Source organism: Marinobacterium arenosum (assembly GCF_019795155.1).
Classification (GTDB): domain Bacteria; phylum Pseudomonadota; class Gammaproteobacteria; order Pseudomonadales; family Balneatricaceae; genus Marinobacterium_C; species Marinobacterium_C arenosum.
The window spans coordinates 1-19,512 of the sequence record NZ_JAILYN010000004.1; the positions used below are offsets into that span (position 1 = coordinate 1).

21 protein-coding genes are annotated in these 19,512 nt (G+C 59.6%); 3 read left to right on the forward strand and 18 right to left on the reverse strand.

Annotation, left to right across the window (positions count from 1 at the left end; translation table 11 throughout):
• Nucleotides 1-459: 459 nt before the first annotated feature.
• The 5 genes from K6T12_RS02680 to K6T12_RS02700 form a co-directional block, all read right to left on the reverse strand.
• Nucleotides 460-1,062 carry a Yip1 family protein gene (locus K6T12_RS02680; RefSeq protein ID WP_222219226.1) on the reverse strand — a complete coding sequence of 201 codons (603 nt, stop codon included), beginning with the start codon at nt 1,060-1,062 and terminating at the stop codon, nt 460-462.
• Between the two features lie 138 nt (nt 1,063-1,200).
• Nucleotides 1,201-2,106, reverse strand: coding sequence for a heme o synthase (cyoE, locus tag K6T12_RS02685; protein WP_222219228.1), 906 nt, complete (start codon nt 2,104-2,106; stop codon nt 1,201-1,203).
• Entirely contained in the window at nt 2,090-3,127 is a 1,038-nt protein-coding gene (locus tag K6T12_RS02690; RefSeq protein ID WP_255611499.1) for a COX15/CtaA family protein, read from the reverse strand. Before K6T12_RS02690 ends, cyoE begins: the two co-directional genes overlap by 17 nt.
• 22 nt (nt 3,128-3,149) lie before the next feature.
• A complete protein-coding gene (locus K6T12_RS02695; protein ID WP_222219229.1) occupies nt 3,150-3,638 on the reverse strand; it encodes a hypothetical protein in 489 nt (162 codons plus the stop codon).
• A 1-nt stretch (nt 3,639) separates the two neighbouring features.
• On the reverse strand, nt 3,640-4,344 hold the full coding sequence (locus K6T12_RS02700; protein ID WP_222219231.1) for an SURF1 family protein: 705 nt from the start codon (nt 4,342-4,344) through the stop codon (nt 3,640-3,642).
• Nucleotides 4,345-4,369: 25 nt separating this feature from the next.
• Here K6T12_RS02700 and K6T12_RS02705 point away from each other — a divergent pair, with 25 nt between their 5' ends.
• Complete coding sequence (locus K6T12_RS02705) at nt 4,370-4,585, forward strand: DUF2909 domain-containing protein (protein WP_222219233.1); 216 nt, start codon at nt 4,370-4,372, stop codon at nt 4,583-4,585.
• A 7-nt stretch (nt 4,586-4,592) separates the two neighbouring features.
• On the opposite strand, the gene K6T12_RS02710 is transcribed toward K6T12_RS02705, so the two are convergent.
• The 12 genes from K6T12_RS02710 to K6T12_RS02765 form a co-directional block, all read right to left on the reverse strand.
• Nucleotides 4,593-5,474: a cytochrome c oxidase subunit 3 gene (locus K6T12_RS02710; RefSeq protein WP_222219235.1), complete on the reverse strand. Its 882-nt coding sequence runs from the start codon at nt 5,472-5,474 to the stop codon at nt 4,593-4,595.
• Nucleotides 5,471-6,055 (reverse strand): cytochrome c oxidase assembly protein, encoded by a 585-nt coding sequence (locus tag K6T12_RS02715; RefSeq protein ID WP_255611500.1) that lies wholly within the window; start codon nt 6,053-6,055, stop codon nt 5,471-5,473. The genes K6T12_RS02710 and K6T12_RS02715 overlap by 4 nt, the downstream gene beginning before the upstream one ends.
• A 9-nt stretch (nt 6,056-6,064) precedes the next feature.
• Complete coding sequence (ctaD, locus tag K6T12_RS02720; RefSeq protein ID WP_222219238.1) at nt 6,065-7,648, reverse strand: cytochrome c oxidase subunit I; 1,584 nt, start codon at nt 7,646-7,648, stop codon at nt 6,065-6,067.
• Between the two features lie 10 nt (nt 7,649-7,658).
• Nucleotides 7,659-8,786, reverse strand: a complete 1,128-nt coding sequence (gene coxB / locus K6T12_RS02725) for a cytochrome c oxidase subunit II (protein ID WP_255611501.1) — start codon at nt 8,784-8,786, stop codon at nt 7,659-7,661.
• Nucleotides 8,787-9,088: 302 nt separating this feature from the next.
• Nucleotides 9,089-9,295 carry a DUF2970 domain-containing protein gene (locus K6T12_RS02730; protein WP_222219240.1) on the reverse strand — a complete coding sequence of 69 codons (207 nt, stop codon included), beginning with the start codon at nt 9,293-9,295 and terminating at the stop codon, nt 9,089-9,091.
• A gap of 19 nt (nt 9,296-9,314) precedes the next feature.
• Nucleotides 9,315-9,923, reverse strand: coding sequence for a protein-methionine-sulfoxide reductase heme-binding subunit MsrQ (locus K6T12_RS02735; RefSeq protein WP_222219241.1), 609 nt, complete (start codon nt 9,921-9,923; stop codon nt 9,315-9,317).
• Nucleotides 9,914-10,921: a protein-methionine-sulfoxide reductase catalytic subunit MsrP gene (gene msrP / locus K6T12_RS02740; RefSeq protein WP_222219243.1), complete on the reverse strand. Its 1,008-nt coding sequence runs from the start codon at nt 10,919-10,921 to the stop codon at nt 9,914-9,916. The genes K6T12_RS02735 and msrP overlap by 10 nt, the downstream gene beginning before the upstream one ends.
• Before the next feature lie 86 nt (nt 10,922-11,007).
• The gene (locus K6T12_RS02745) at nt 11,008-11,187 is read right to left on the reverse strand and encodes a hypothetical protein (RefSeq protein ID WP_222219245.1); all 180 of its coding nucleotides are present in this window, start codon (nt 11,185-11,187) and stop codon (nt 11,008-11,010) included.
• Nucleotides 11,188-11,357: 170 nt separating this feature from the next.
• On the reverse strand, nt 11,358-12,104 hold the full coding sequence (gene pssA, locus K6T12_RS02750; protein WP_222219247.1) for a CDP-diacylglycerol--serine O-phosphatidyltransferase: 747 nt from the start codon (nt 12,102-12,104) through the stop codon (nt 11,358-11,360).
• A 376-nt stretch (nt 12,105-12,480) separates the two neighbouring features.
• The gene (locus K6T12_RS02755; protein ID WP_222219249.1) at nt 12,481-13,224 is read right to left on the reverse strand and encodes a type 1 glutamine amidotransferase; all 744 of its coding nucleotides are present in this window, start codon (nt 13,222-13,224) and stop codon (nt 12,481-12,483) included.
• 85 nt (nt 13,225-13,309) lie between these two features.
• Nucleotides 13,310-15,724, reverse strand: coding sequence for a sensor domain-containing protein (locus K6T12_RS02760; RefSeq protein WP_222219252.1), 2,415 nt, complete (start codon nt 15,722-15,724; stop codon nt 13,310-13,312).
• 423 nt (nt 15,725-16,147) lie between these two features.
• Nucleotides 16,148-16,552: a flagellar basal body-associated FliL family protein gene (locus K6T12_RS02765; RefSeq protein ID WP_222219253.1), complete on the reverse strand. Its 405-nt coding sequence runs from the start codon at nt 16,550-16,552 to the stop codon at nt 16,148-16,150.
• A gap of 138 nt (nt 16,553-16,690) precedes the next feature.
• On the opposite strand from K6T12_RS02765, the gene rsd reads away from it, so the two are divergent.
• Nucleotides 16,691-17,170, forward strand: coding sequence for a sigma D regulator (gene rsd, locus K6T12_RS02770; protein ID WP_222219255.1), 480 nt, complete (start codon nt 16,691-16,693; stop codon nt 17,168-17,170).
• 7 nt (nt 17,171-17,177) lie between these two features.
• Nucleotides 17,178-18,158 carry a WD40 repeat domain-containing protein gene (locus K6T12_RS02775; RefSeq protein ID WP_222219257.1) on the forward strand — a complete coding sequence of 327 codons (981 nt, stop codon included), beginning with the start codon at nt 17,178-17,180 and terminating at the stop codon, nt 18,156-18,158.
• 570 nt (nt 18,159-18,728) lie between these two features.
• Here K6T12_RS02775 and K6T12_RS02780 read toward each other — a convergent pair.
• Complete coding sequence (locus K6T12_RS02780) at nt 18,729-19,430, reverse strand: FKBP-type peptidyl-prolyl cis-trans isomerase (RefSeq protein WP_222219259.1); 702 nt, start codon at nt 19,428-19,430, stop codon at nt 18,729-18,731.
• Nucleotides 19,431-19,512 lie beyond the last annotated feature (82 nt).

Below are 19,512 nucleotides of genomic sequence, written 5' to 3' on the forward strand. Positions count from 1 at the left end.
TTGGCTCAAGGTATAAACAACGCTAAATGAATTCACTTAGGTTGCTTGCCTTGATAAAGCTTTTGTTGCCTTATCCCGACAAGCGCCCACACGAATTACTTGATCAATTTGTTAAAGAGCGTGCTGAGCGTTCTGCTCAAGCGAGGCGCATATTCTAGCGAACCCCGCTTCGCTGTCAACCGTTTTTTTCAACTTTCGTCGCCGTGGCGACTACTGTGAAGCGGTTGAGAGCGGGTCGGTTATTATCGTTAATTTCGATTAAAAATCAACAACTTATTTCCGACCTTCCCGGCTTGCTGAGCGGCCGTTTCAGGCTATCTCCCCAAGCGAGGAGGCGCATTCTACAGACCCCACCGAGGGAGTCAACCGGCGATATTAAAATAATTGAAATTTAACGCTTATAAATACAAAAAGGCGCTTGGAATGCGCCTTTTTGGTTGAATATTAAACAACAGTAAATCAGGACGTATAGCTTAAGGGTATTACAGTGCCCCAAAGCAATGCCGTAGTCGCCATCAGCCCTACCAATACGCAGAGGCCGACGGTCAACACCGAGCAGAAGAACAGGAATGCACGGTCTTCGGTGATCTGCATGATAATCGGCACGCCGATACGCAACAGGTAAACGGAATACAGTAGGGCGAGCCCACCGACAGCCACATTGAACCAGAGCATCGGATAAAGCCCGACAATCCCGGACAGGAACAGCGGCGTTGCCGTAAAGGTGGTCAGCACCAGGCACTCCTCGAAGGAGACCTTGCCGCCGTAGGTACGCTCCATCCAATAGATCGAGTAGGCAATGATGCCCACCGCCACCCACATGGCGAAGTAGAACGCGACACCCGCCATGAGTGCACTGGTGACATCCAGCTTAACGAATTCCCCTCCGGCAACGCTCCAGCCGACCTGGGTGGTACCGATGAACAGCGATACTGCAGGTATAGCTGCCAGGATACTGATCTGTGCCAGGAACACATGAACAGTGGAGTAGTGCTCTTTGCGTATCACACCCCACTCGGATTTAGGGTGGTACAGGATACCCATCATATGTTGTAAGAACATGCTGTTATCCCCCTCCGGTGCTACGGCAGCGGAGCACTGCCTCACCTGTTGGATTGAATGGTCATCTAACTACGTTTCTCCATTTCCTTCCTTTTCAGGAACCTTAGATATCCAAAAACTCAGTTTGCTCCCACCGGCCTATGCCGATGCGAATAAATAGTGGTCCAGCAACAGTATGGCAAACAGCCACATAATGTAGCTAATGCTGTAGCGGAACAGAGCCATCGCAACCTGCTTGTCTCCGCCCTGGTACAGCTGCCAGGCCAACTGCAGGAAGCGCAGATTGAGTATGGCAACCCCAACCAGATAGACCGGTCCGCTAAGCTGTGTCAGATAGGGAAACGCCGTGGTTACCATCATCAGCAGCGTATACAGCAGGATCTGCAGGCCCGTGTAGCGCTCGCCATGGGTGACTGGCAGCATCGGCACTCCCGCTCGCTGGTAATCAGCCTTGCGCGCGATACAAAGCGCCCAGAAATGAGGTGGCGTCCAGGCAAAGATGATTAACATCAACAGCAAACCGTTAGCATCCAGGCTGCCAGTGACTGCCACCCAGCCCAGCAATGGCGGTGCCGCGCCGGCCACGCCGCCGATAACGATATTTTGCGGGGTCGCCCGCTTCAGGAATACGGTATAGATCAGCGCATAACCGATCAGTGAGGCCAATGTCAGCCAAGCGGTCAGCGGATTCACCAACAGCGCCAGCAGCGCTATACCGGCCGTCCCAAGCAGAGCGGCAAAGCCAAGTGCCTGGCCGGGGCTCAACCGGCCTTGTGGCAGCGGACGATGGCGGGTCCGCGCCATCCGTTCGTCGTAGTGCCGGTCCAACACATGGTTTACCGCCGCTGCTGAGCCAGCGCTCATGCCGATACCCAGCAGGGTGATCAGTGCCAATACAGGGTCAGGCAGCCCCGGGCTTGCCAGGCAGACACCGACCAGTGCGGTCAACAGCATCACCAGTACCACTTTCGGCTTGCAGAGCGCCAGATAATCGCGCCAGTTGGCACCAACTACGCGCCCCTCAATCTCATGCATTCTTGCCATGACCGACCTCCTGCGTCTCCTTCCCGACCCGTTCATACAACCAGAGCATCGCCACCAGCAGCGCGACGGCGCCCAAGTGGTGGGCGGTCGCCAATGCCAGCGGCAACGCCAGTTTCACGTTGGCGATTCCCAATACCGCCTGTACCAGCGTCAACAGCCCGACCCAGCCGACTGCCGAACCGGTCGCCGACCGACCGGCGAACCGCCAGTAGAGCAGCGCCACGTAACCCAGCAGCAGCAACGCGACAACACGGTGGCTGATCTGAATTGCTGCCCGCGCCTCGACCGGCAGGTGACCTCCCTCGTAATTCGCCCCCACCCCCGGAAACAGTTCGAAGGCGGCGCCGAAATCGGGTTCGATCTCGCTTTGCGGATTACATTGCAACCAATCCGTACAAGCCCAACCGGCATAGTTGGAACTGGTCCAGCCGCCCATCGCCAACTGTAAAAACAGCAACAACAGCCCCGCCATCACCCAACGCCGCCCAGCGACCACTTCAGAAGTACTTCTGACTGGTACAGAATCCGCAGCCAGATGCTGCAACCGCATCCGCAAACAGAACAGCAGGCTCAGCGTCAGCAACCCACCCAGCAGGTGCAGCGTCACCACCAGCGGCAACAGCTTCAACGTGACAGTCCACATACCGAACAACGCCTGGACGATGATCAGCCCGGCCAACGCCAATGTCGCCCGCCAGGGATAATGCGCCACGGCCCGCTGCTTCCACGCCATCACCGCCAGTGCCATCACCAGCAGGCCCAAGATTCCGGCGGCGTAGCGGTGCACCATCTCCAGCCAGCCCTTGTGGATATCCACCGGTGCATGTGGATACAGGGCTTCGGCCTGCTGCAGTTGCTGCTCCGCCATCGGCACCGTCAGTTGGCCATAACAGCCGGGCCAATCCGGGCACCCCAGCCCGGCATCGTTGAGCCTTGTCCAGCCGCCCAGCGCAACCACCAGCAGCGCCAGCCCTAGCGCCAGCGTTGCCAATCGCCTGTTCCACAGCAGTTGCCTGTCCATCGCCCCTACCACTCTTTGCTTGCTAACCAATCCGCGACACTTTCAACAGTCGGCGTAGATCCTTCAGCAGGTCCTGCGGTGCCTGCTCCAAGCTATAGCGCAGTACCAGATTGCCATGTGGGTCGACCACCCAGAGCGCCGCGCCCAGCCGAGCCAGCTGTTCACTACCCAACTGCCGACCGGTTGGCTCGCCGACCACCTGGTACCACTCCACCCGACTCCGGTCTTTGCCCAACGCGGTATACACCTGCTTCAACTGGTGGTTCCAATAGTCGCAGCGCTGATCGCAAACGCCCGGCACCGTCATCAGCAACCGCCATTTGGGGTTCAGAAGGTGCGACTCACCGCTCTCATCGACCAGCTGCCAGCTGTTCAGATGCTGGCCCGGCGGCAGCAACTGCCCCTGCGGTTTCGTCTGAATCGGGCCGAGGTTCAGAAAATAGAGCAGCACCGCCAACAGCAGCGGCCCCAAGCCGACGGCCCAGACTGCGCAGAAAATTCGCCGATTCATCTCAACCTCCTCGCTCACGCTGGTGCCGCCAGGCCACGGCCGTCAGCACCAACAGTGCCAATGACAGCCCAAACCACTGAATCGCATAGCCGAGGTGCCTTTCGGGCATCAGCACCACCGGCGTCCAGTTCGGCTGCAGCCCCGCCACCAGCGGCTGCTCCAGCTGCAACACCCAGGGCAGTAGCGGCTGCGCCATCGGTACCGCCAGGCGATCCGGCTGCAGCTGCTGAATACGCTTCGGCCAGCCGGTCTGCCAGACATCTTCAGCCAACAACAGTCCAGCACCTGGCATATGCAGCCGTCCTTCAATCCGGATCCGCTGCACCGGCAACTCCAGCGTCGGTAACCGGCGACGATCCGGGTCGGCCGCTAACCATCCCAGGTTGACCAACAAGCCTGCATCGCCCTGTTCCGGCTGAACCTTGGCGATCACTTCGTAACCCACCCGGCCTTGACGGGTCCTGTTGTCCAGCAGGAACCAATGCTCGGTATCCAGCTGCCCTACGATTTCTACCCGGTCAAGCTGTCGCGATGCCGCGCTTAGCGGTCGCGCCTGATCGTCGTTCTGCCAGCGTTCCATCAGTCGTTGCTTCTGAGCGGCTCGGTCCAGTTGCCAGCAGCCCAGCCCGATCAGCATCGGCAACAGCAGCGCCAGATTTGCCAACAGGAACCACTTGAAGCGCTGCCGGCGGCGGTCTTTACTCAACGTGGTAGCCTGCTGGAGTCCGACCATGCTCAAAGCCCTTGTACTGCTTATGTTCATCGCTGCTGTTATCAGCCTGTTCAGCGGCCTGTACTTCCTGCTTAACGACCGTGGCCAGTCACGCCGCCTGGTCCATTCACTGTTCCTGCGGGTAACCTTCTGCGCCCTGCTGCTGGCTCTGGTCGTTTACGGCCTGGTCACCGGTGAGCTGGAAACCCAGGCACCCTGGCTGAATGGCCAGTAGCCCCTGGCTACAGGATGTAGACGAACAGGAACAAGCCGATCCAGACCACGTCGACAAAGTGCCAATACCAGGCCACCGCCTCGAAGCCGAAGTGATTGTCCGGTTCGAAGTGCCCCTTCAGCACCCGCAGCCAGATGATGCTCAACATCAAGGTTCCCAAGGTCACATGCAGGCCGTGGAAACCGGTCAACACAAAGAAAGTCGCCCCGTAGATACCGGCATGCAGGGTCAGCCCCATCTCCTGATAGGCCTCGATATACTCCATCACCTGGAACAGCAGGAAGGCGGCCCCCAGGCCGATGGTGGCGGCCAGCCAGAGCACCACCCGCGGCCGGCGATCCGCCTTCAGCGCATGATGGGCAATGGTGACGGTAAAGCTGGAGCTGATCAGCAACACCGTATTCAGCAGCGGCAGATGCCAAGGCTCGATAATCGCCTGGGGTCCGGGAAACTGTTCCATATCCGGCGTGGTCATCAGCGGCCATTGGGCCTGGAAGCCCTGCCACAACATATTGGAGACCCCTTTTTCACCTTCGCCACCGAGCCAGGGCACCGCCAGCGTACGCACGTAGAACAGGGTGCCGAAGAAAGCAGCGAAGAACATCACCTCGGAAAAGATGAACCACATCATCCCCCAGCGGAACGAGCGATCCATCTGCTCGCTGTATAGACCGGTGCGGCTCTCCTTGATCACATTGCCGAACCAGCCCACCAGGATCAGCCCCATCAACAAAGCCCCGCTCAGCAGTATCACAAGACCAACACCGCCGGAATCGGTTCTCAGGCCATTGATCAGAGTGCCCGCCCCCAGGGCCAGCATGAACAGCGCCAGTGAGGCGAAGATCGGCCAACGGCTCTGCGCCGGTACGTAGTAGTTCGCGGTACTCATAGCCAAATCCTCCGTGTGGTCGACCGATCACCGATCAACTCGGTGTGTTGTTCCGATTTTGGCGTGATGTCGAACAGCGTGTAGGACAGGGTGATGGTCTTGATATGGCTCGGCAGTTCGGGATCAACCACGAACAACAGTGGCATCTCGCGGGTTTCGAACCCCTCCAGCGGCTGCTGGTCGAAGCAGAAGCAGTTCACCTTGTGCAGGTACTGGGCCGCCTCGGAGGGCGCCACCGAGGGGATCGCCTGTGCCACCATCCGGCTGGCGGTCGGATTGTGCGCCAGATAGGCGGTCTTGCGGGTTTCCCCCGGGTGCACCTCCAGCTGAGGCGTTTGCGCTTTGAACAGCCAGGGCATCCCCTCATTATTCACCGCGATCAACTGCACTTTGATGGTACGTGCCAGATCCTGACCGCCGATGCTGACCGGGCCGACATTGAGCACCTTGCCGTTCAGGCCGGTCACCTTGCAGAACACGTCGTAGAGCGGTACCAAGGCGAAGCCGAAGCAGAACATCAGCAGGCAGCCGAGTATCAGCCGCCGGACCAGACGTAAGTTCTTGCGTTGCATGGCATCCATAACAGACCTCTATTTCACTTCCGGTGGCTCTGCAAAAGTGTGATAGGGCGCCGGCGACGGCAGCGTCCACTCCAGCCCCGTCGGCTGTTCCCAGACCTTGTCGCCGGCTTTTTCTCCACCGCGAATCGTGGCGATGACGATGTATAGGAACAGCAACTGGGAGAACCCGAAGATAAAGGCGCCGATTGAAGCCACCATGTTGAAGTCGGCGAACTGCAGGGCGTAATCAGGAATTCGCCGCGGCATGCCCGCCAGGCCGATAAAATGCATCGGGAAGAAGGTGATGTTGACGCCGATAAAGCTGAGCCAGAAGTGCCACCTGCCCAGCCGCTCGTTGTAGTAGTGGCCGGTCCATTTCGGCAGCCAGTAGTAGGCGCCGGCCATGATCGCGAAAATCGCCCCCGGCACCAGCACATAGTGGAAGTGCGCCACGACGAAATAGGTATCGTGGTACTGGAAATCCGCCGGGGCGATCGCCAGCATCAGGCCGGAGAAACCACCGATGGTGAACAGCACCACGAACGCCAGCGCAAACAGCATCGGCGTCTCGAAGGTCAGCGAACCGTGAAACATGGTCGCCACCCAGTTGAACACCTTCACCCCGGTCGGCACTGCGATCAGCATGGTGGCAAACATGAAGAACAGCTCGCCGGCCAACGGCAGGCCGACGGTAAACATATGGTGTGCCCAGACGATGAACGACAGGAAGGCGATCGACGCAGTGGCGTAAACCATCGACGCGTAACCGAACAGCCGCTTACGAGCGAAGGTCGGGATGATCTCACTGACGATACCGAATGCCGGCAGGATCATGATGTACACCTCGGGGTGACCGAAGAACCAGAACACATGCTGGAACAGCACCGGATCGCCGCCGCCGGCGGCGTTGAAGAAACTGGTGCCGAAGTGGATATCCATCAGCATCATGGTGACCACCCCGGCCAGCACCGGCATCACCGCGATCAGCAGGAAGGCGGTGATCAGCCAGGTCCAGACGAACAGCGGCAGTTTCATCATCGTCATGCCGGGCGCGCGCAGGTTCAGGATGGTGGCGATAATGTTGATCGCCCCCATGATCGAGCTGATGCCCATCATGTGCACGGCGAATATGAAGAAGGTCACGCTGGGCGGTGCGTAGGTGGTCGACAGCGGCGCGTAGAAGGTCCAACCGAAATTAGGTGCTCCGCCCTCCATGAACAATGTCGACAGCATCAGCCCGAAGGCGAACGGCAGGATCCAGAAACTCCAGTTGTTCATCCGGGGCAGCGCCATGTCCGGCGCGCCGACCATCATCGGCACCATCCAGTTGGCCAGGCCGACAAAGGCCGGCATCACCGCGCCGAACACCATGATCAGGCCGTGCATGGTGGTCATCTGGTTGAAGAATTCCGGATCGATCAGCTGCAGGCCGGGCTGGAACAGCTCAGCGCGGATCATCAATGCCATGCAGCCGCCGGTCAGGAACATGATGAAGCTGAACCACAGGTAGAGGGTGCCGATATCCTTGTGGTTGGTGGTGTAGAGCCAGCGGGTCAGACCGGTGGCCGGTCCATGCTGTTCCGTCTGTTTCACCGATTGATGCAGGGTGGTCATCGGTCGCCTCCTACTCTGTCGCTGACGCGGCTGTCCGTTGCGAAATCTCGGCCGGGCTGACCATCTCGCCGGTATCGTTACCCCAGGCGTTTCGCTCGTAGGTGATCACCGCCGCCAGCTCGACCGCACTGAGCTGGTCGCGGAACGCCTGCATTGCGGTGCCGCTCTTGCCGTTAAGCACGATATCGATATGGCCGGCCATATCCTGCAGCACCATCGCACTGCCCTTCAGCGCCGGGAATACGTTCGGCAGCCCCTCGCCTGTCACCTGATGACAGGCGGCACAGGCGCGGTTGTAGACCTGCTCGCCCTGCGCCATCAGCTCGTCGAAGCTGATCTCCTGCTGGGCCGCTGCTGCCTGCTCGGCCTTGGCTGCCCGGACATCGGCCAGCCACTGCTCATATTCGGCCTGCGGTTTCACCTCCACCACGACCGGCATGAAGCCGTGGTCGACACCGCACAGCTCGGCGCACTGGCCCCGGTAGATACCGGGCTTCGGTACCCGGGTCCAGGCCTCGTTGATGAACCCCGGCACGGCATCTTTCTTGACGGCAAAGGCCGGCACCCACCAGCTGTGGATAACGTCATTCGAGGTGATCAGGAAACGGACTTTCTTGTCGGCGGGGATCACCAGCGGGTTATCCACTTCCAGTAGATAATTTTCACCCTTTTCGCTGTCGTTGCTGATCTGCTCGCGCGGGGTGGAAAGGTTGGAGAAGAAGTCGATATCCTCGCCCAGGTACTGGTAGCGCCACTTCCATTGGTAACCGGTCACCTGGATATCGAGGTCGGCCTCGCTCTTGTCGTACATCTTGATCAGGGTGGCGGTAGCCGGTACCGCCATGCCGATCAGGATCACGAACGGGATCACCGTCCAGATGATTTCGACCAGGGTGTTTTCGTGGAAATGCTTGGCCTGGGCGCCTTTGGACTTGCGGTGGTGGAAAATCGACCAGAGCATCACGCCGAATACCACCACGCCGATGGCGACACAGATCCAGAAGATGGTCATGTGGAGATCGAACACCGCCTGGCTGATCTCGGTCACACCGGGCGTCATGTTGAGCGACCAGTCCGCTCGCGCAGCGGGCACGCCGCCAGCCACCGCCAGCAGCAGTGGAAGTGCTGAAACTCTCATCGCAGGCCTCCCTTATGGGCACGGTAAGCCTGCTCGAAAACCATTCACTATGGCGCTGTAAACCAAGTGTCCGGACAGTTCTGCTCTGACTGTCGTACGGCGCGCTTGCAACTACTGCAGCGTCGGTCGTGACGGGTTTCGACCAGGCTCTGGTTCCATCCCATCAATCCCTACCAATCCGCTTGGATAAGTCGAAGTATAGCAGTCGATGCTCAAATGCAATGACGAAGGTGGAGAAATGTGTTCAGGTTCTGTAACAGAAAGGCCGTAACTGCAACCGGGTAGCTACGCTCCGTGTTCACTCAGGCGCCCGCCAAGTACAACGCCCAGCGCACCATGGCGATCACCAGCATGGCAAACAGCACCACGCTGAGCAGTCCCAACAGCATATAGGGCCAGGCGGCACCGCTGTTGAAATCGCGCAGGCGGTTCTTTTCCGACTGCACGCCGAACATGGCGGCCAGTACGCTCAGCCAGAGCCGCCAGAAAGATGGATGCCGGGAAGACATGATTACCTCCCGTTGAATATCAGGATGTCCTTTTCAGGTATAGCCGATAGCCCAGCATCCATGCCAGCAATACACCGTAAATCACCGCGTCGAAATAGCTCGAGCGGATCAACCAGATCACGTGTACCAGTACCAGCAACGCGGCGGGATAGGCCAGCCGGTGCAGCCGCAGCCAGTTCTTTTTCAAACGCCGCTGCCAGCCGCGGGTCGAGGTGATGCCAAGCGGAATCAACAGTAACAGAGCGCTGGCGCCGACAAAGATATAGGGCCGTTCGGTAAAGGCGGTCAACAGCAGATCCCAGCGCCAGCCGACAATGAAGGTCGCGAATGCCAGCAGGTGTAGGCAGGCGTAGAACAGGCAGTAAAGCCCCATCATGCGCCGGTAGCGCTGCAGCCAGCCCCAGTGCAGCAACCGGCGCAGCGGCGTGATCGCCAGGGTTATCCACAGGAAATAGAGCGCCCAGCGGCCGAGATGATCGACTATCTCCTTGGCCGGATCGGCACCGAGGTTGAAGATCCAGGCATCATAGCCGATCGACACCAGCGGCAGTAGCGCCGCCAGGAAGACCAGCCACCACTGCAGCACTCGCAACCAGGGCATGGTACGCACCGCTGTCGTCAGAACCATTTGGTCAGGTCCAGATCACGGTACAGGTGGGCCACTTGCTCACCGTAGCCGTTGAATGGCTGGGTATCGATGATATTGGGCTGGAACAGCGACGACGGTAACCGCCGCTCGGTGGCCTGACTCCAGCGCGGATGATCAACCGCCGGATTGACGTTGGCGTAGAAACCGTATTCGTCCGGCGCCGCCCGGTTCCAGGTGGTATTGGGCATCTGCTCGACCAGCCGAATCTTGACGATCGACTTGACCCATTTGAAGCCATATTTCCAGGGCACCACCAACCGCAAAGGCGCACCGTTCTGCGGTGGCAGCGCATTGCCGTACATGCCAACCGCCAGGAAGCTCAGCGGGTGCATCGCCTCGTCGATCCGCAGCCCCTCCACATAGGGCCAGTCGAGGGTGCTGAACACCGAGCGCTGACCTGGCATCTGCTGCGGGTCGTGCAGCGTGGTGAATTCGACATAGCGGGCACGGGAGTTGGGCTGCACCCGCTTGAGCAGATCGGCCAGCGGAATACCGACAAACGGGATCACCATCGACCAGGCCTCGACACAGCGCAACCGAACGATCCGCTCCTCCAGCCGGTACGGCTTGAGCAGATCCTCCAGCGGGTAAGTGCCCGGTTTGCCGACCTCGCCGCCGATCTCCACCGACCAGGGATCGGTCACGAACTGCTGGGCATTGCGGGACGGATCGGTTTTTCGGGTGCCAAACTCGTAGAAGTTATTGTGACGGATCGCGTGTTGGTAGGGCGCCGGCGCCTCATCGGTCGACAGTTCGGTATTGCGTTCCCCGGCCCGCAGTTGCGCCTGCAGCCAGTCGGGACCGGGATAGACCGGCAGGTCGCCGTCGAATTCGGGTTTCGGCAGCGCCAAGGCAGTGCCGGAGGCGGCCAGCGCGGCGCCGCCCAGCAGGCCCCGCATGAACTGGCGCCGGTTCAGGTAAACCGATTCCGGGGTAATTTCGGAGGGACGAATATCGTCAGGTTTCTTGATCAACATCTCGGCATCCATTGTCCGTCACTAAGGCAGATATCTTTAGACTGCCCGGACGCAAAAAATTCCCTGGCTGATGAAATAGCGGTTATTTACGTCTTCAACGAGCCGCAGGCCTCCATGATCACCCTTTCCGGCGCTAAGCGCAGTACCGTTGCCAGCAGTTTGGCTCGACGTACCTGCCGTTGCCGCACGGTTCTGTGGTGCGCATCGACGCCGTGAAATTGAAAAACGGATTTGCCAAGACCGATAGCCAGTGTCTTAACTTGCATGAGATGGCCCCCTCTCTTTTGGTCTGTGGCCTTCTCAGCGTAAGTGCACTGATAGGGTGGGTGGGTCCATCCCATTTCCTACAAGCAATGAATTCCAATGAATCATATCGATAAAAACCAAAACGGGGAGCCTCAGGCTCCCCGTTTCTATTTTGTGCAAAATCGAGCATTCACTTCGATCGCTTACGCCAGAGCCAAAGCACCGGCCCGGAAAACGCATATCCCAGGAACAGCAGCCACAGGAACATCGACGGGCTGATCGAGATCACCGCGACCGCCAGCACGATACCCGCCAGAATGACAAAAGGCACCTTGCCGCGGAAATCGACATCCTTGAAGCTGTAATAGAGCACGTTGCTGACCATCGACACCCCGGCCAGCGCCACGTACAGGGCGATCAGATACGCGTAGCCGCTGCCGTCGAACTGGTATTCCACCGCCACCCAGACCAGGCCGGCGATCGAGGCCGCTGCCGCCGGACTCGGCAAGCCGATAAAGTAGCGCTTGTCGACCGAACCGATCTGGGTATTGAAACGCGCCAGCCGCAACGCCGCGCCAGCGACATAGATAAAGGCCGCGAACCAGCCCAGCTTACCGATATCGTCCAGCACCCAGTTGAAGGCGACCAGCGATGGCGCCACCCCGAAAGACACCATGTCGGACAGTGAATCGTATTCGGCGCCGAACTTGCTGCTGGTATTGGTCATCCGGGCCACCCGGCCATCCAGGCCGTCCAGCACCATCGCCACGAAGATGGCGATCGCGGCGCTCTCGAAGTGGCCCTGCATGCTGGCGACCACTGCATAGAAGCCGGAAAACAGCGCCCCGGTGGTGAACAGGTTCGGCAACAGGTAGATACCGCGGCGCGGCTTGGCGCCCTCGGCTTCGGTCTGGTGGTGATTCTCTTCGTTACTCATCAGTCGTATAGCCGGCTCAAAAATTTGCCGTACATTCTACTGTGAGCCATCCGCTTATGCCATGAGGGGTGAAATAGGAGTGAGTTAACAGTGGACAGTTTACAGTGCCACCGCCAGATTAGCCGGATGGGATGCCTGTTGATCACCAGGTCAGCGCTGTAAACTTCTTACTTCAAGTATTAAAGATCAGCACTCTTTTATGTCCGAACTGTTCCAGCAATACGGCTTCATCTTTATCGAGGCGCTCGTCGGACTGGCCGCCGTACTCTGGGTCGGCTTGAAGATCAAATAGTCAGCATCAAGCTAACAGTGGACAGTTTACAGCGGCATATTCGAGCTCCGTTGCCAACCGACAGGCTCTGTTAACTTATAACTGTCAACTTTCACAAAGCAACGCCCGTTCGATAAATTTGCGTGCCAGGATATTGGCTTCCGGCGTATCGCTGGCTGAACCGAGCACCTGCTCGAGGTGGTCGTCGCCGTCAGTGTAGTGCTGCTTGAAGCGGGTCAGCCGCTCGACCAGCCGGGCCCGGTCCACCTCCGGGTGGAACTGGAAGGCCCAGAACGGCCGATCACGCAATTTGAATGAATGGATACACTGCTCGGTATAGGCCAACACTTCGCAACAGGCCGGCACCCGCGCGGCATACTGACGATGTACCGATACCGCCAGGAACGCATCCGGTGTATCCCGGTAGAGCGGATCCGTGGCGGCCGCACCGGTCAACGAGATCGGGATAGTGCCCATCTCGAAATCCTGGTCCTTGTGCAGGATCTCGCCGCCCAGTGCCAGCACCGCCAGCTGAAAGCCGAAGCAGGAGGCGAAAACCGGCTGGTGCCGCTCGGCACAGCGGCGCAGCAACTGCTGGCTGTTGGCCACGAACGGGTACTGTTCCGGCTTCAATACATCCGCTTCGCTGGCCCCGCCCACCAGCAATGCATCGTACTCATCGGCAGCGGTTGGCTCGAAGTCCGGCGAATCGAAAACATTGAGGACTTCAATCTGGTGTGGCGCCAGGCCGCAGTAGTCGGTGAAGCTCTGGTGCTCCTCCCGGCGCACCAGGCCATCCTCCCGTATCTGTAGCAACAATACCCGTAGCTGGTCACGAGATTTCGACATCACTGGCACCTTTTGAGAATCCTATCCCTTGTTTATAGGCCAAGCGGTGCGTGTCGCCCAATGTATCGCTGCCGGATCCGGCGAATCAGCTCTCCTGCAGTGCCGCCGGTGCACGACCGGGCAACAGACTGGCGCGATCCTTCAGGTAGATCTCGAATACCTCGGGCGTCAATGGCTTGCTGAAGTGATAGCCTTGGGCGAAGTCACACCCCAGCGCACTGAGCTGATCCACCTGCATCAGGTTCTCCACCCCCTCGGCCACGACGTCCAGTGACAGGCCATGGGCCATCTCGATGATGGTCCGTACCAGCAGCTCACGGCGGTTGTCCGGTTGCAGGCCGGCCACGAACGACTTGTCGATTTTCAGGGTGTTGAACGGGAACCGCTCCAGGTAGGCGAGCGACGAATAGCCGGTGCCAAAATCGTCGATGGCGATCCTCACGCCCATCTGCTTCAGCTCGTGGAATACCCGCTTGGTCTCTACCCGGTTTTTGATCAGCAGACCTTCGGTCACTTCGATCTCCAGGCAGTGCGGCGCCAATCCACTCTGCGCCAGCGCCTCGCGCACCGCCTTCAGCAGGCTGTCGCCACGGAACTGGCGCGGCGATACATTGACCGCGATCCGGAACGACTCATCGTAGAGTTGTTGCCAGCGGTGCGCCTGGCGGCAGGCGGTCTGCAACACCCATTCACCGATCGGCACAATCAGCCCGGTGCTTTCCGCCAGTGGCACGAAGGTATCCGGCCCCACCGCCCCCAAGGCTTCGTTATGCCAGCGCAACAGGGCTTCGGCCCCCACCAGCTGGCCACTCTGGAAATCGACCACCGGCTGGTAGTGCAGGCTGAATTCCTGGCGCTCCTGCGCGTTACGCAACTGCTGTTCTATCTGCAGCCGCTGTTCAGCCTCTTTATTCATATGACGGCTGAAGAAGCGGAAACCGTTCTTGCCACTGAGCTTGGCCTGATACATCGCGGTATCGGCATTGCGCAACAGGCTCAATGCGTCCTTGCCGTCATGCGGATAAAGCGCCAGGCCGATACTGGCCGTAGTGATCAGCTCATGCTCTTTCACCATGAAGGGTTCGGCAAGACAGTCCGCCAGCTGCCGGGCCAATTCTTCCATCTGCGCACTGTCGGCCTGGTCGACAATAACCAGGAACTCATCGCCGCCAAAGCGGGCCACGCAATGCTGCTCATCGGCCACCTGCCGCATCCGGGCCGCAGCCTGCCGCAGCAGACCGTCGCCGTACTCATGGCCGAGCGAATCGTTGATCGCCTTGAATTCGTCCAGGTCGACGAACAACAGACCAACCTTGTCGGCCTGCTGGGCGGCCTCAGCCAGCAACTGCTGCAGTATCCGGTTGGCCCGGCCGCGGTTGGGCAGATCGGTCAGCAGGTCGAAGTCGGCCTGGTGCTGAATCCGCGCCTGCTGCTGCTTCTGCAGACTGACATCCTGCAGAATCAACAGGTAATGCTGTACATCGCCGCTATCACTCTTGATGGTACTGAGCCGGGCCTGCAACCAGCATTCACGGCCGTCCCGGTGCCGGGTCTTCAGCTCGCCGTTCCAGTCGCGATACATCGCCAGGTGCCACCCCAGCCGCTTGGCCTGCGGATCGATCTTTTTGTCGAACAGATCGACCAACTGCCGCCCTCGCAACTCATCACCGGCATAGCCGGTAATCGCTTCGGCGGCATCGTTGCAATATTCAAGCGTGCCGTCCACGCCGGCGATAAGCACTGCCACCGGGCATTGCTCCACTGCGGCCGACAACGTTGCCAGTTTTGACTGGGCCGCCTTGTGTTCGCTCAGATCGCGGATTGCGGTGACCCGTACCGGCAACTCACCCATCCGACTCTGCTTGGAGAATATCTCCATCGGGAACAGCGAACCGTCGCTACGGCGGCCTTTCACCTGATAGGGCTGCTGATACTCCCGCCGGATATTTTCGCTGACCGTCGCATGATCCCGCGGATCCACCATATCCAGCGCCACCATGCTCATTAACTCCGCATGGCTATAGCCGAACATCACTTCGGCAGCCCCGTTGCATGCAAGCATCCGGCCCTGGTGATGGATGAACAGCGCTTCGGTGGTGACATCGGCCAACCGGCGGAAACGGTCTTCGCTCTGGCCCAGCTCCTGCTGTGCCAGCTTGAGCTCGGTAATGTCTCGCGCCAAGCCCTCCAGGCCATCCGATCGACCCTCAGCTCGGCTATGCCACCGGGCGTGGATCTGCAACCAGCGATGGCGGCCGTCCCGGCAGACCAACTCCGCCTCCAGCCGAACACCGTCACCATCGGCCTGCTCCGCCGCGCTGACCAGCTGCTCATACTGCCCGGCATCCACGAACAACTGCGCCAACGACAGAGCGCACAGTTCGTCGGTACTGTAGCCCAGCAAGCTGCAGGCAAAGGATGAGACGGTGGTCAGCTGACCGGACGGATCGGTCCGGAAATACATATCAGGTAGATGATCGATAAAATCCGCGGCGAACACGCAACGCTGCTCCTGCTTCAGCGCCCACTCCCTGAGCTCTTTATCAACGGGGGTACGGAAACAACAACGGGACCGGGCCTCTGCTTACGGTGTCCGTTATCGACCCTACTCTGAATAAACGCGTCGAACGGTGCCCTTGCTCTCTTCCTGATGAGCAACAGCTACCCGACTTCGATACAGCCAGCGTTTTGGCACAGTCCAGTGCTATTCGGGCCGCACACACTACTGCGAAAACCGGCTATTTTCAAACATCCCATTTTCGATGGGCAGGGTCAGCCGGCAGTAGAAATAGCGGCACAACAGCCCGTTCCGCTGCCGGGTCCTGCCAGATCAAAACGGTAACCGAGTATGGTTCATACAAAAATGCCCGCCTGCGAACTTCGCTTGCGGGCATCGGAACGATCCGGCTAAACAGGCGGCCCGTTATTGCATTACGAAGCTGGTGAAGAACAAATCGGAGACGAACGCTTCGCCCTCCTCCTCCACCAGGATGTTCTGCACCAGTTTCAGCGCCTGGCGGGCCAGGGTCTGCTGGGCCTCGATGGTTTTCATCGACTCTTCGCTCTGGCTGCTGAGCAGGAATACGATGTCGTTGCGAATATGCGGCATATGATGGTTTACCGCATGGTGGGCCGCCTCGGAGCTGACCTGTATGGTAATTTCGCATTTAACGAAGCGGGTCTTCGGACCCGTGCCAAAATTGGCGACGAACGGCTTCAGTTCGATATAGTTGACGTACTCCTCCTGAGCCGGTGCCCCCTCCTCTGCGGACCAGGCCAGCGGTGTCAGGATGGCCAGCAACCATACCAGCAGCAATTTCTTTAGCATCGATACCCCCGAGTAAAGCGATCCAGGTCATTAGAGTGGCGGCAAGTATAACCCGGCCCAATGCTCTATTGCACCGCCGTTTCGCTTGGCGCTAGTATGGACGAAACCGCCTGATGACTGGCAAGAGGGAGATCTACGATGCTTGAGAAATGCCGCAATGCGAAAGAGCGCTGGGGCGGGGTCAGTGAGATCATCGATCACTGGCTGGAAGAGCGACAGCAGCTGATCAGCCTGTTCGTCCATCTGCCAAACCAGCGAGTGGCGAACGGCTTGCAATCAATGACGGAGAACTTCTGCCAGGTCCTGGTCGACTACCTGTCCTCCGGTCACTTCGAGGTCTATGAGCAATTGCTGCGTGAAGGCAGCGAGTTCAACGACGGCAGTGTCGAGAATGCCCAGGAACTCTTCCCGAAGATTCAGACCACCACCGATGTGGCGTTGGACTTCAACGATCGTTTCTCCGCTTTCGATGATCCGACGGTGCAGGAGTTGCGCGAGTTTTCCGAAAGCCTGTCTTCGCTGGGGGTAGCGCTGGAGGAGCGCTTCGAGCTGGAAGACCAGCTGATCGAGGTGCTGCACAACGCACACCGGGAACAGGCCCTGGCGAGTGAGGGCTAAGGCCCGGATGCAGTTTTCCGTACCGCAGTATGTGCTGGCTGCCACAACGGCACTGGCGCTGGCGGGCTGCAGCGGCGGCGAGCCGCCCGCAGCCTGGAAGGAGTATGCCAAGCAGGGTGCCTATTCGGCAGCCATTTCGCCGGCAGGCGATCACGTCAGCCTCGGCTCCAGCCTGCACGGCGGCAGCCTGTGGGACCTGCGCAAGCACGCCCGGCTGTTTAACTGGAATCACCATGCACAGGAATATTCACTGATCGCCGCCACCGCCTTCTCACCGGAGGGCGACTACGCGGTGACTGCCAACCCCCAGGATCTGGTGCTCTGGAGCGTTACCAGCGGTCAGCCGCAGGGGTTCTGGAGTTCGCCGGCCGAAATCCTCGATGTCGCGCTGTCCAGCAATGGCGATTATGCCCTGCTGGGACTGGCCGACCATACCGCGGTCTATTTCGACGTTAAAAACGGCGGCGCCCGCAATGTATTCCGCCACCCTGCCCGGGTGCGCAGCGTCGCGCTGAGTGAAGATGGCAAGCTGGCACTGACCGGCTCGGACGACTACCGGGTTCGACTGTGGGATATGACCAGCGGCGGCGTGTTGCACAGCCTGCCGTTCGACAACGTGGTCGATACGGTGGCGCTGTCTCACGACGGTCGCCGCGCATTCAGCTCGGCCACCCTCAACCGGGCGGTAATCTGGGATACCGCGAACGGCCAGGAGCTGGTCACCCTGACCAGCGACAAGCGCTTCTTCGCCCAGCGGATCAGTTATCTCAGCGCCCGCTTCTCCAAGGACGGCCGCCAGTTGCTGACAGGTTCAGCCTCCGGCCTGGTGCAACTGTGGGAGGTCGCCAGCGGCAAGGAGCTGCGCCGCTGGCAGGTGCACAAGCGCGATCCCTATGGCCCGACACACACCGGGGTCTATGATGTCGCCTTCGGCAGCGGCAAGTACTATGCGATCGGCTCCAACGGCATCCTGAACGAATTGCAGTAGTTTTACGCAAGTCTTTCTGATACTCCGTGCCAGCATCATTCGCCCTCGGAGCGGGCTGCTACGCCCCCCTGTAGCAGCGGGCTCCGACCGCGACAGGGTCGGCGCAGTCCGCGGGTGTCGCCCTAATGGTGGGCGGCTACGAAGCCCCCCGTAGCAGCGGGCTCTGACCGCGACAGGGTCGGCGCAGTCCGCGGGTGTCGCCCTCATAGTGGGCTGCTACGAAGCGGAATTCCCCGTAGCAGCGGGCTCCGACCGCGACAGGGTCGGCGCAGTCCGCGGATGTCGCCCTAATAGTGGGCGGCTACGAAGCCCCCCTGTAGCAGCGGGCTCCGACCGCGACAGGGTCGGCGCAGTCCGCGGGTGTCGCCCTCATAGTGGGCTGCTACGAAGCGGAATTCCCCGTAGCAGCGGGCTCCGACCGCGACAGGGTCGGCACAGCCCGCGGGTGTCGCCCGCGGAGCGGGTGCTGCAGTTCAGAGGAATAGGCACCCTAAAACCAAAAATGCCGGTCAGATAGTCTATCTGATCGGCATTTTTATTGGTTCAAACAAACGCTGGCGAAGGAAACGCTTACTTCTTGTCTTCCGGGTTGACCTTCAGCAGTTCCACCTCGAACACCAGGGTTTCGTTCGGGCCGATCGCGTTGCCCATACCACCCGGGCCGTAAGCCAGGTCAGCCGGGATCACGAAGCGGGTCTTGCCACCCTCCTTCATCAGCTGCAGACCTTCGGTCCAGCCCGGGATTACGCCGTTCAGCGGGAAGGAGACCGGCTCGCCACGGTCGTAGGAGCTGTCGAACTTGGTACCGTCAACCAGCGTACCCTCGTAGTGTACCTGCACAGTGTCCTCGGCGGTCGGGCTCTTGCCGGTGCCGGCGGTCAGCTCTTCATACTGCAGGCCGCTGTCGGTGGTCTGCACACTGCCCTTCTTGGCATTTTCTGCCATGAAGCTTTTGCCCTTCTCCATATTGGCGGCCGCCAGTTCGGCGAAGCGCTGGCGCTGCTCCTCCATCTTGCGGGCCTGGAACGCCTGCATCACTTCATTGACCTGTTCATCGGTCAGTTTCGGCTCGCTACCGCTGTAGATGGTCTCAACGCCACTGCGGAACGCCTCGAAGTCCAGTTTCTCGACCTGCTGCTTCAGCTGCTGGCCGAGGATCAGGCCCAAGCTGTAGCTCAGCTTCTGTTGCTCGTTTTCCAGCTCCGCAGCAAACAGGGTCGGTGCGGCGGTCAGTGCGGTTGCCATGGCGGCAGCCAGCCAAGTTCGTTTCATCAGTAGAATCCTTGTGTTTGGGCCGTTTCACGGTTAGTGGCCGATTGAAGCGTAAAGTTCCACCGCTCACCACTTACACCCA

Coding starts and splice junctions, on each gene's coding strand:
- K6T12_RS02680 (WP_222219226.1), bottom strand. CDS start 1,062: ATGTTCTTACAACATATGATGGGTATCCTGTACCACCCTAAATCCGAG.
- cyoE (WP_222219228.1), bottom strand. CDS start 2,106: ATGGCAAGAATGCATGAGATTGAGGGGCGCGTAGTTGGTGCCAACTGG.
- K6T12_RS02690 (WP_255611499.1), bottom strand. CDS start 3,127: ATGGACAGGCAACTGCTGTGGAACAGGCGATTGGCAACGCTGGCGCTA.
- K6T12_RS02695 (WP_222219229.1), bottom strand. CDS start 3,638: ATGAATCGGCGAATTTTCTGCGCAGTCTGGGCCGTCGGCTTGGGGCCG.
- K6T12_RS02705 (WP_222219233.1), top strand. CDS start 4,370: ATGCTCAAAGCCCTTGTACTGCTTATGTTCATCGCTGCTGTTATCAGC.
- K6T12_RS02710 (WP_222219235.1), bottom strand. CDS start 5,474: ATGAGTACCGCGAACTACTACGTACCGGCGCAGAGCCGTTGGCCGATC.
- K6T12_RS02715 (WP_255611500.1), bottom strand. CDS start 6,055: ATGGATGCCATGCAACGCAAGAACTTACGTCTGGTCCGGCGGCTGATA.
- ctaD (WP_222219238.1), bottom strand. CDS start 7,648: ATGACCACCCTGCATCAATCGGTGAAACAGACGGAACAGCATGGACCG.
- coxB (WP_255611501.1), bottom strand. CDS start 8,786: ATGAGAGTTTCAGCACTTCCACTGCTGCTGGCGGTGGCTGGCGGCGTG.
- K6T12_RS02730 (WP_222219240.1), bottom strand. CDS start 9,295: ATGTCTTCCCGGCATCCATCTTTCTGGCGGCTCTGGCTGAGCGTACTG.
- K6T12_RS02735 (WP_222219241.1), bottom strand. CDS start 9,923: ATGGTTCTGACGACAGCGGTGCGTACCATGCCCTGGTTGCGAGTGCTG.
- msrP (WP_222219243.1), bottom strand. CDS start 10,921: ATGTTGATCAAGAAACCTGACGATATTCGTCCCTCCGAAATTACCCCG.
- K6T12_RS02745 (WP_222219245.1), bottom strand. CDS start 11,187: ATGCAAGTTAAGACACTGGCTATCGGTCTTGGCAAATCCGTTTTTCAA.
- pssA (WP_222219247.1), bottom strand. CDS start 12,104: ATGAGTAACGAAGAGAATCACCACCAGACCGAAGCCGAGGGCGCCAAG.
- K6T12_RS02755 (WP_222219249.1), bottom strand. CDS start 13,224: ATGTCGAAATCTCGTGACCAGCTACGGGTATTGTTGCTACAGATACGG.
- K6T12_RS02765 (WP_222219253.1), bottom strand. CDS start 16,552: ATGCTAAAGAAATTGCTGCTGGTATGGTTGCTGGCCATCCTGACACCG.
- rsd (WP_222219255.1), top strand. CDS start 16,691: ATGCTTGAGAAATGCCGCAATGCGAAAGAGCGCTGGGGCGGGGTCAGT.
- K6T12_RS02775 (WP_222219257.1), top strand. CDS start 17,178: ATGCAGTTTTCCGTACCGCAGTATGTGCTGGCTGCCACAACGGCACTG.
- K6T12_RS02780 (WP_222219259.1), bottom strand. CDS start 19,430: ATGAAACGAACTTGGCTGGCTGCCGCCATGGCAACCGCACTGACCGCC.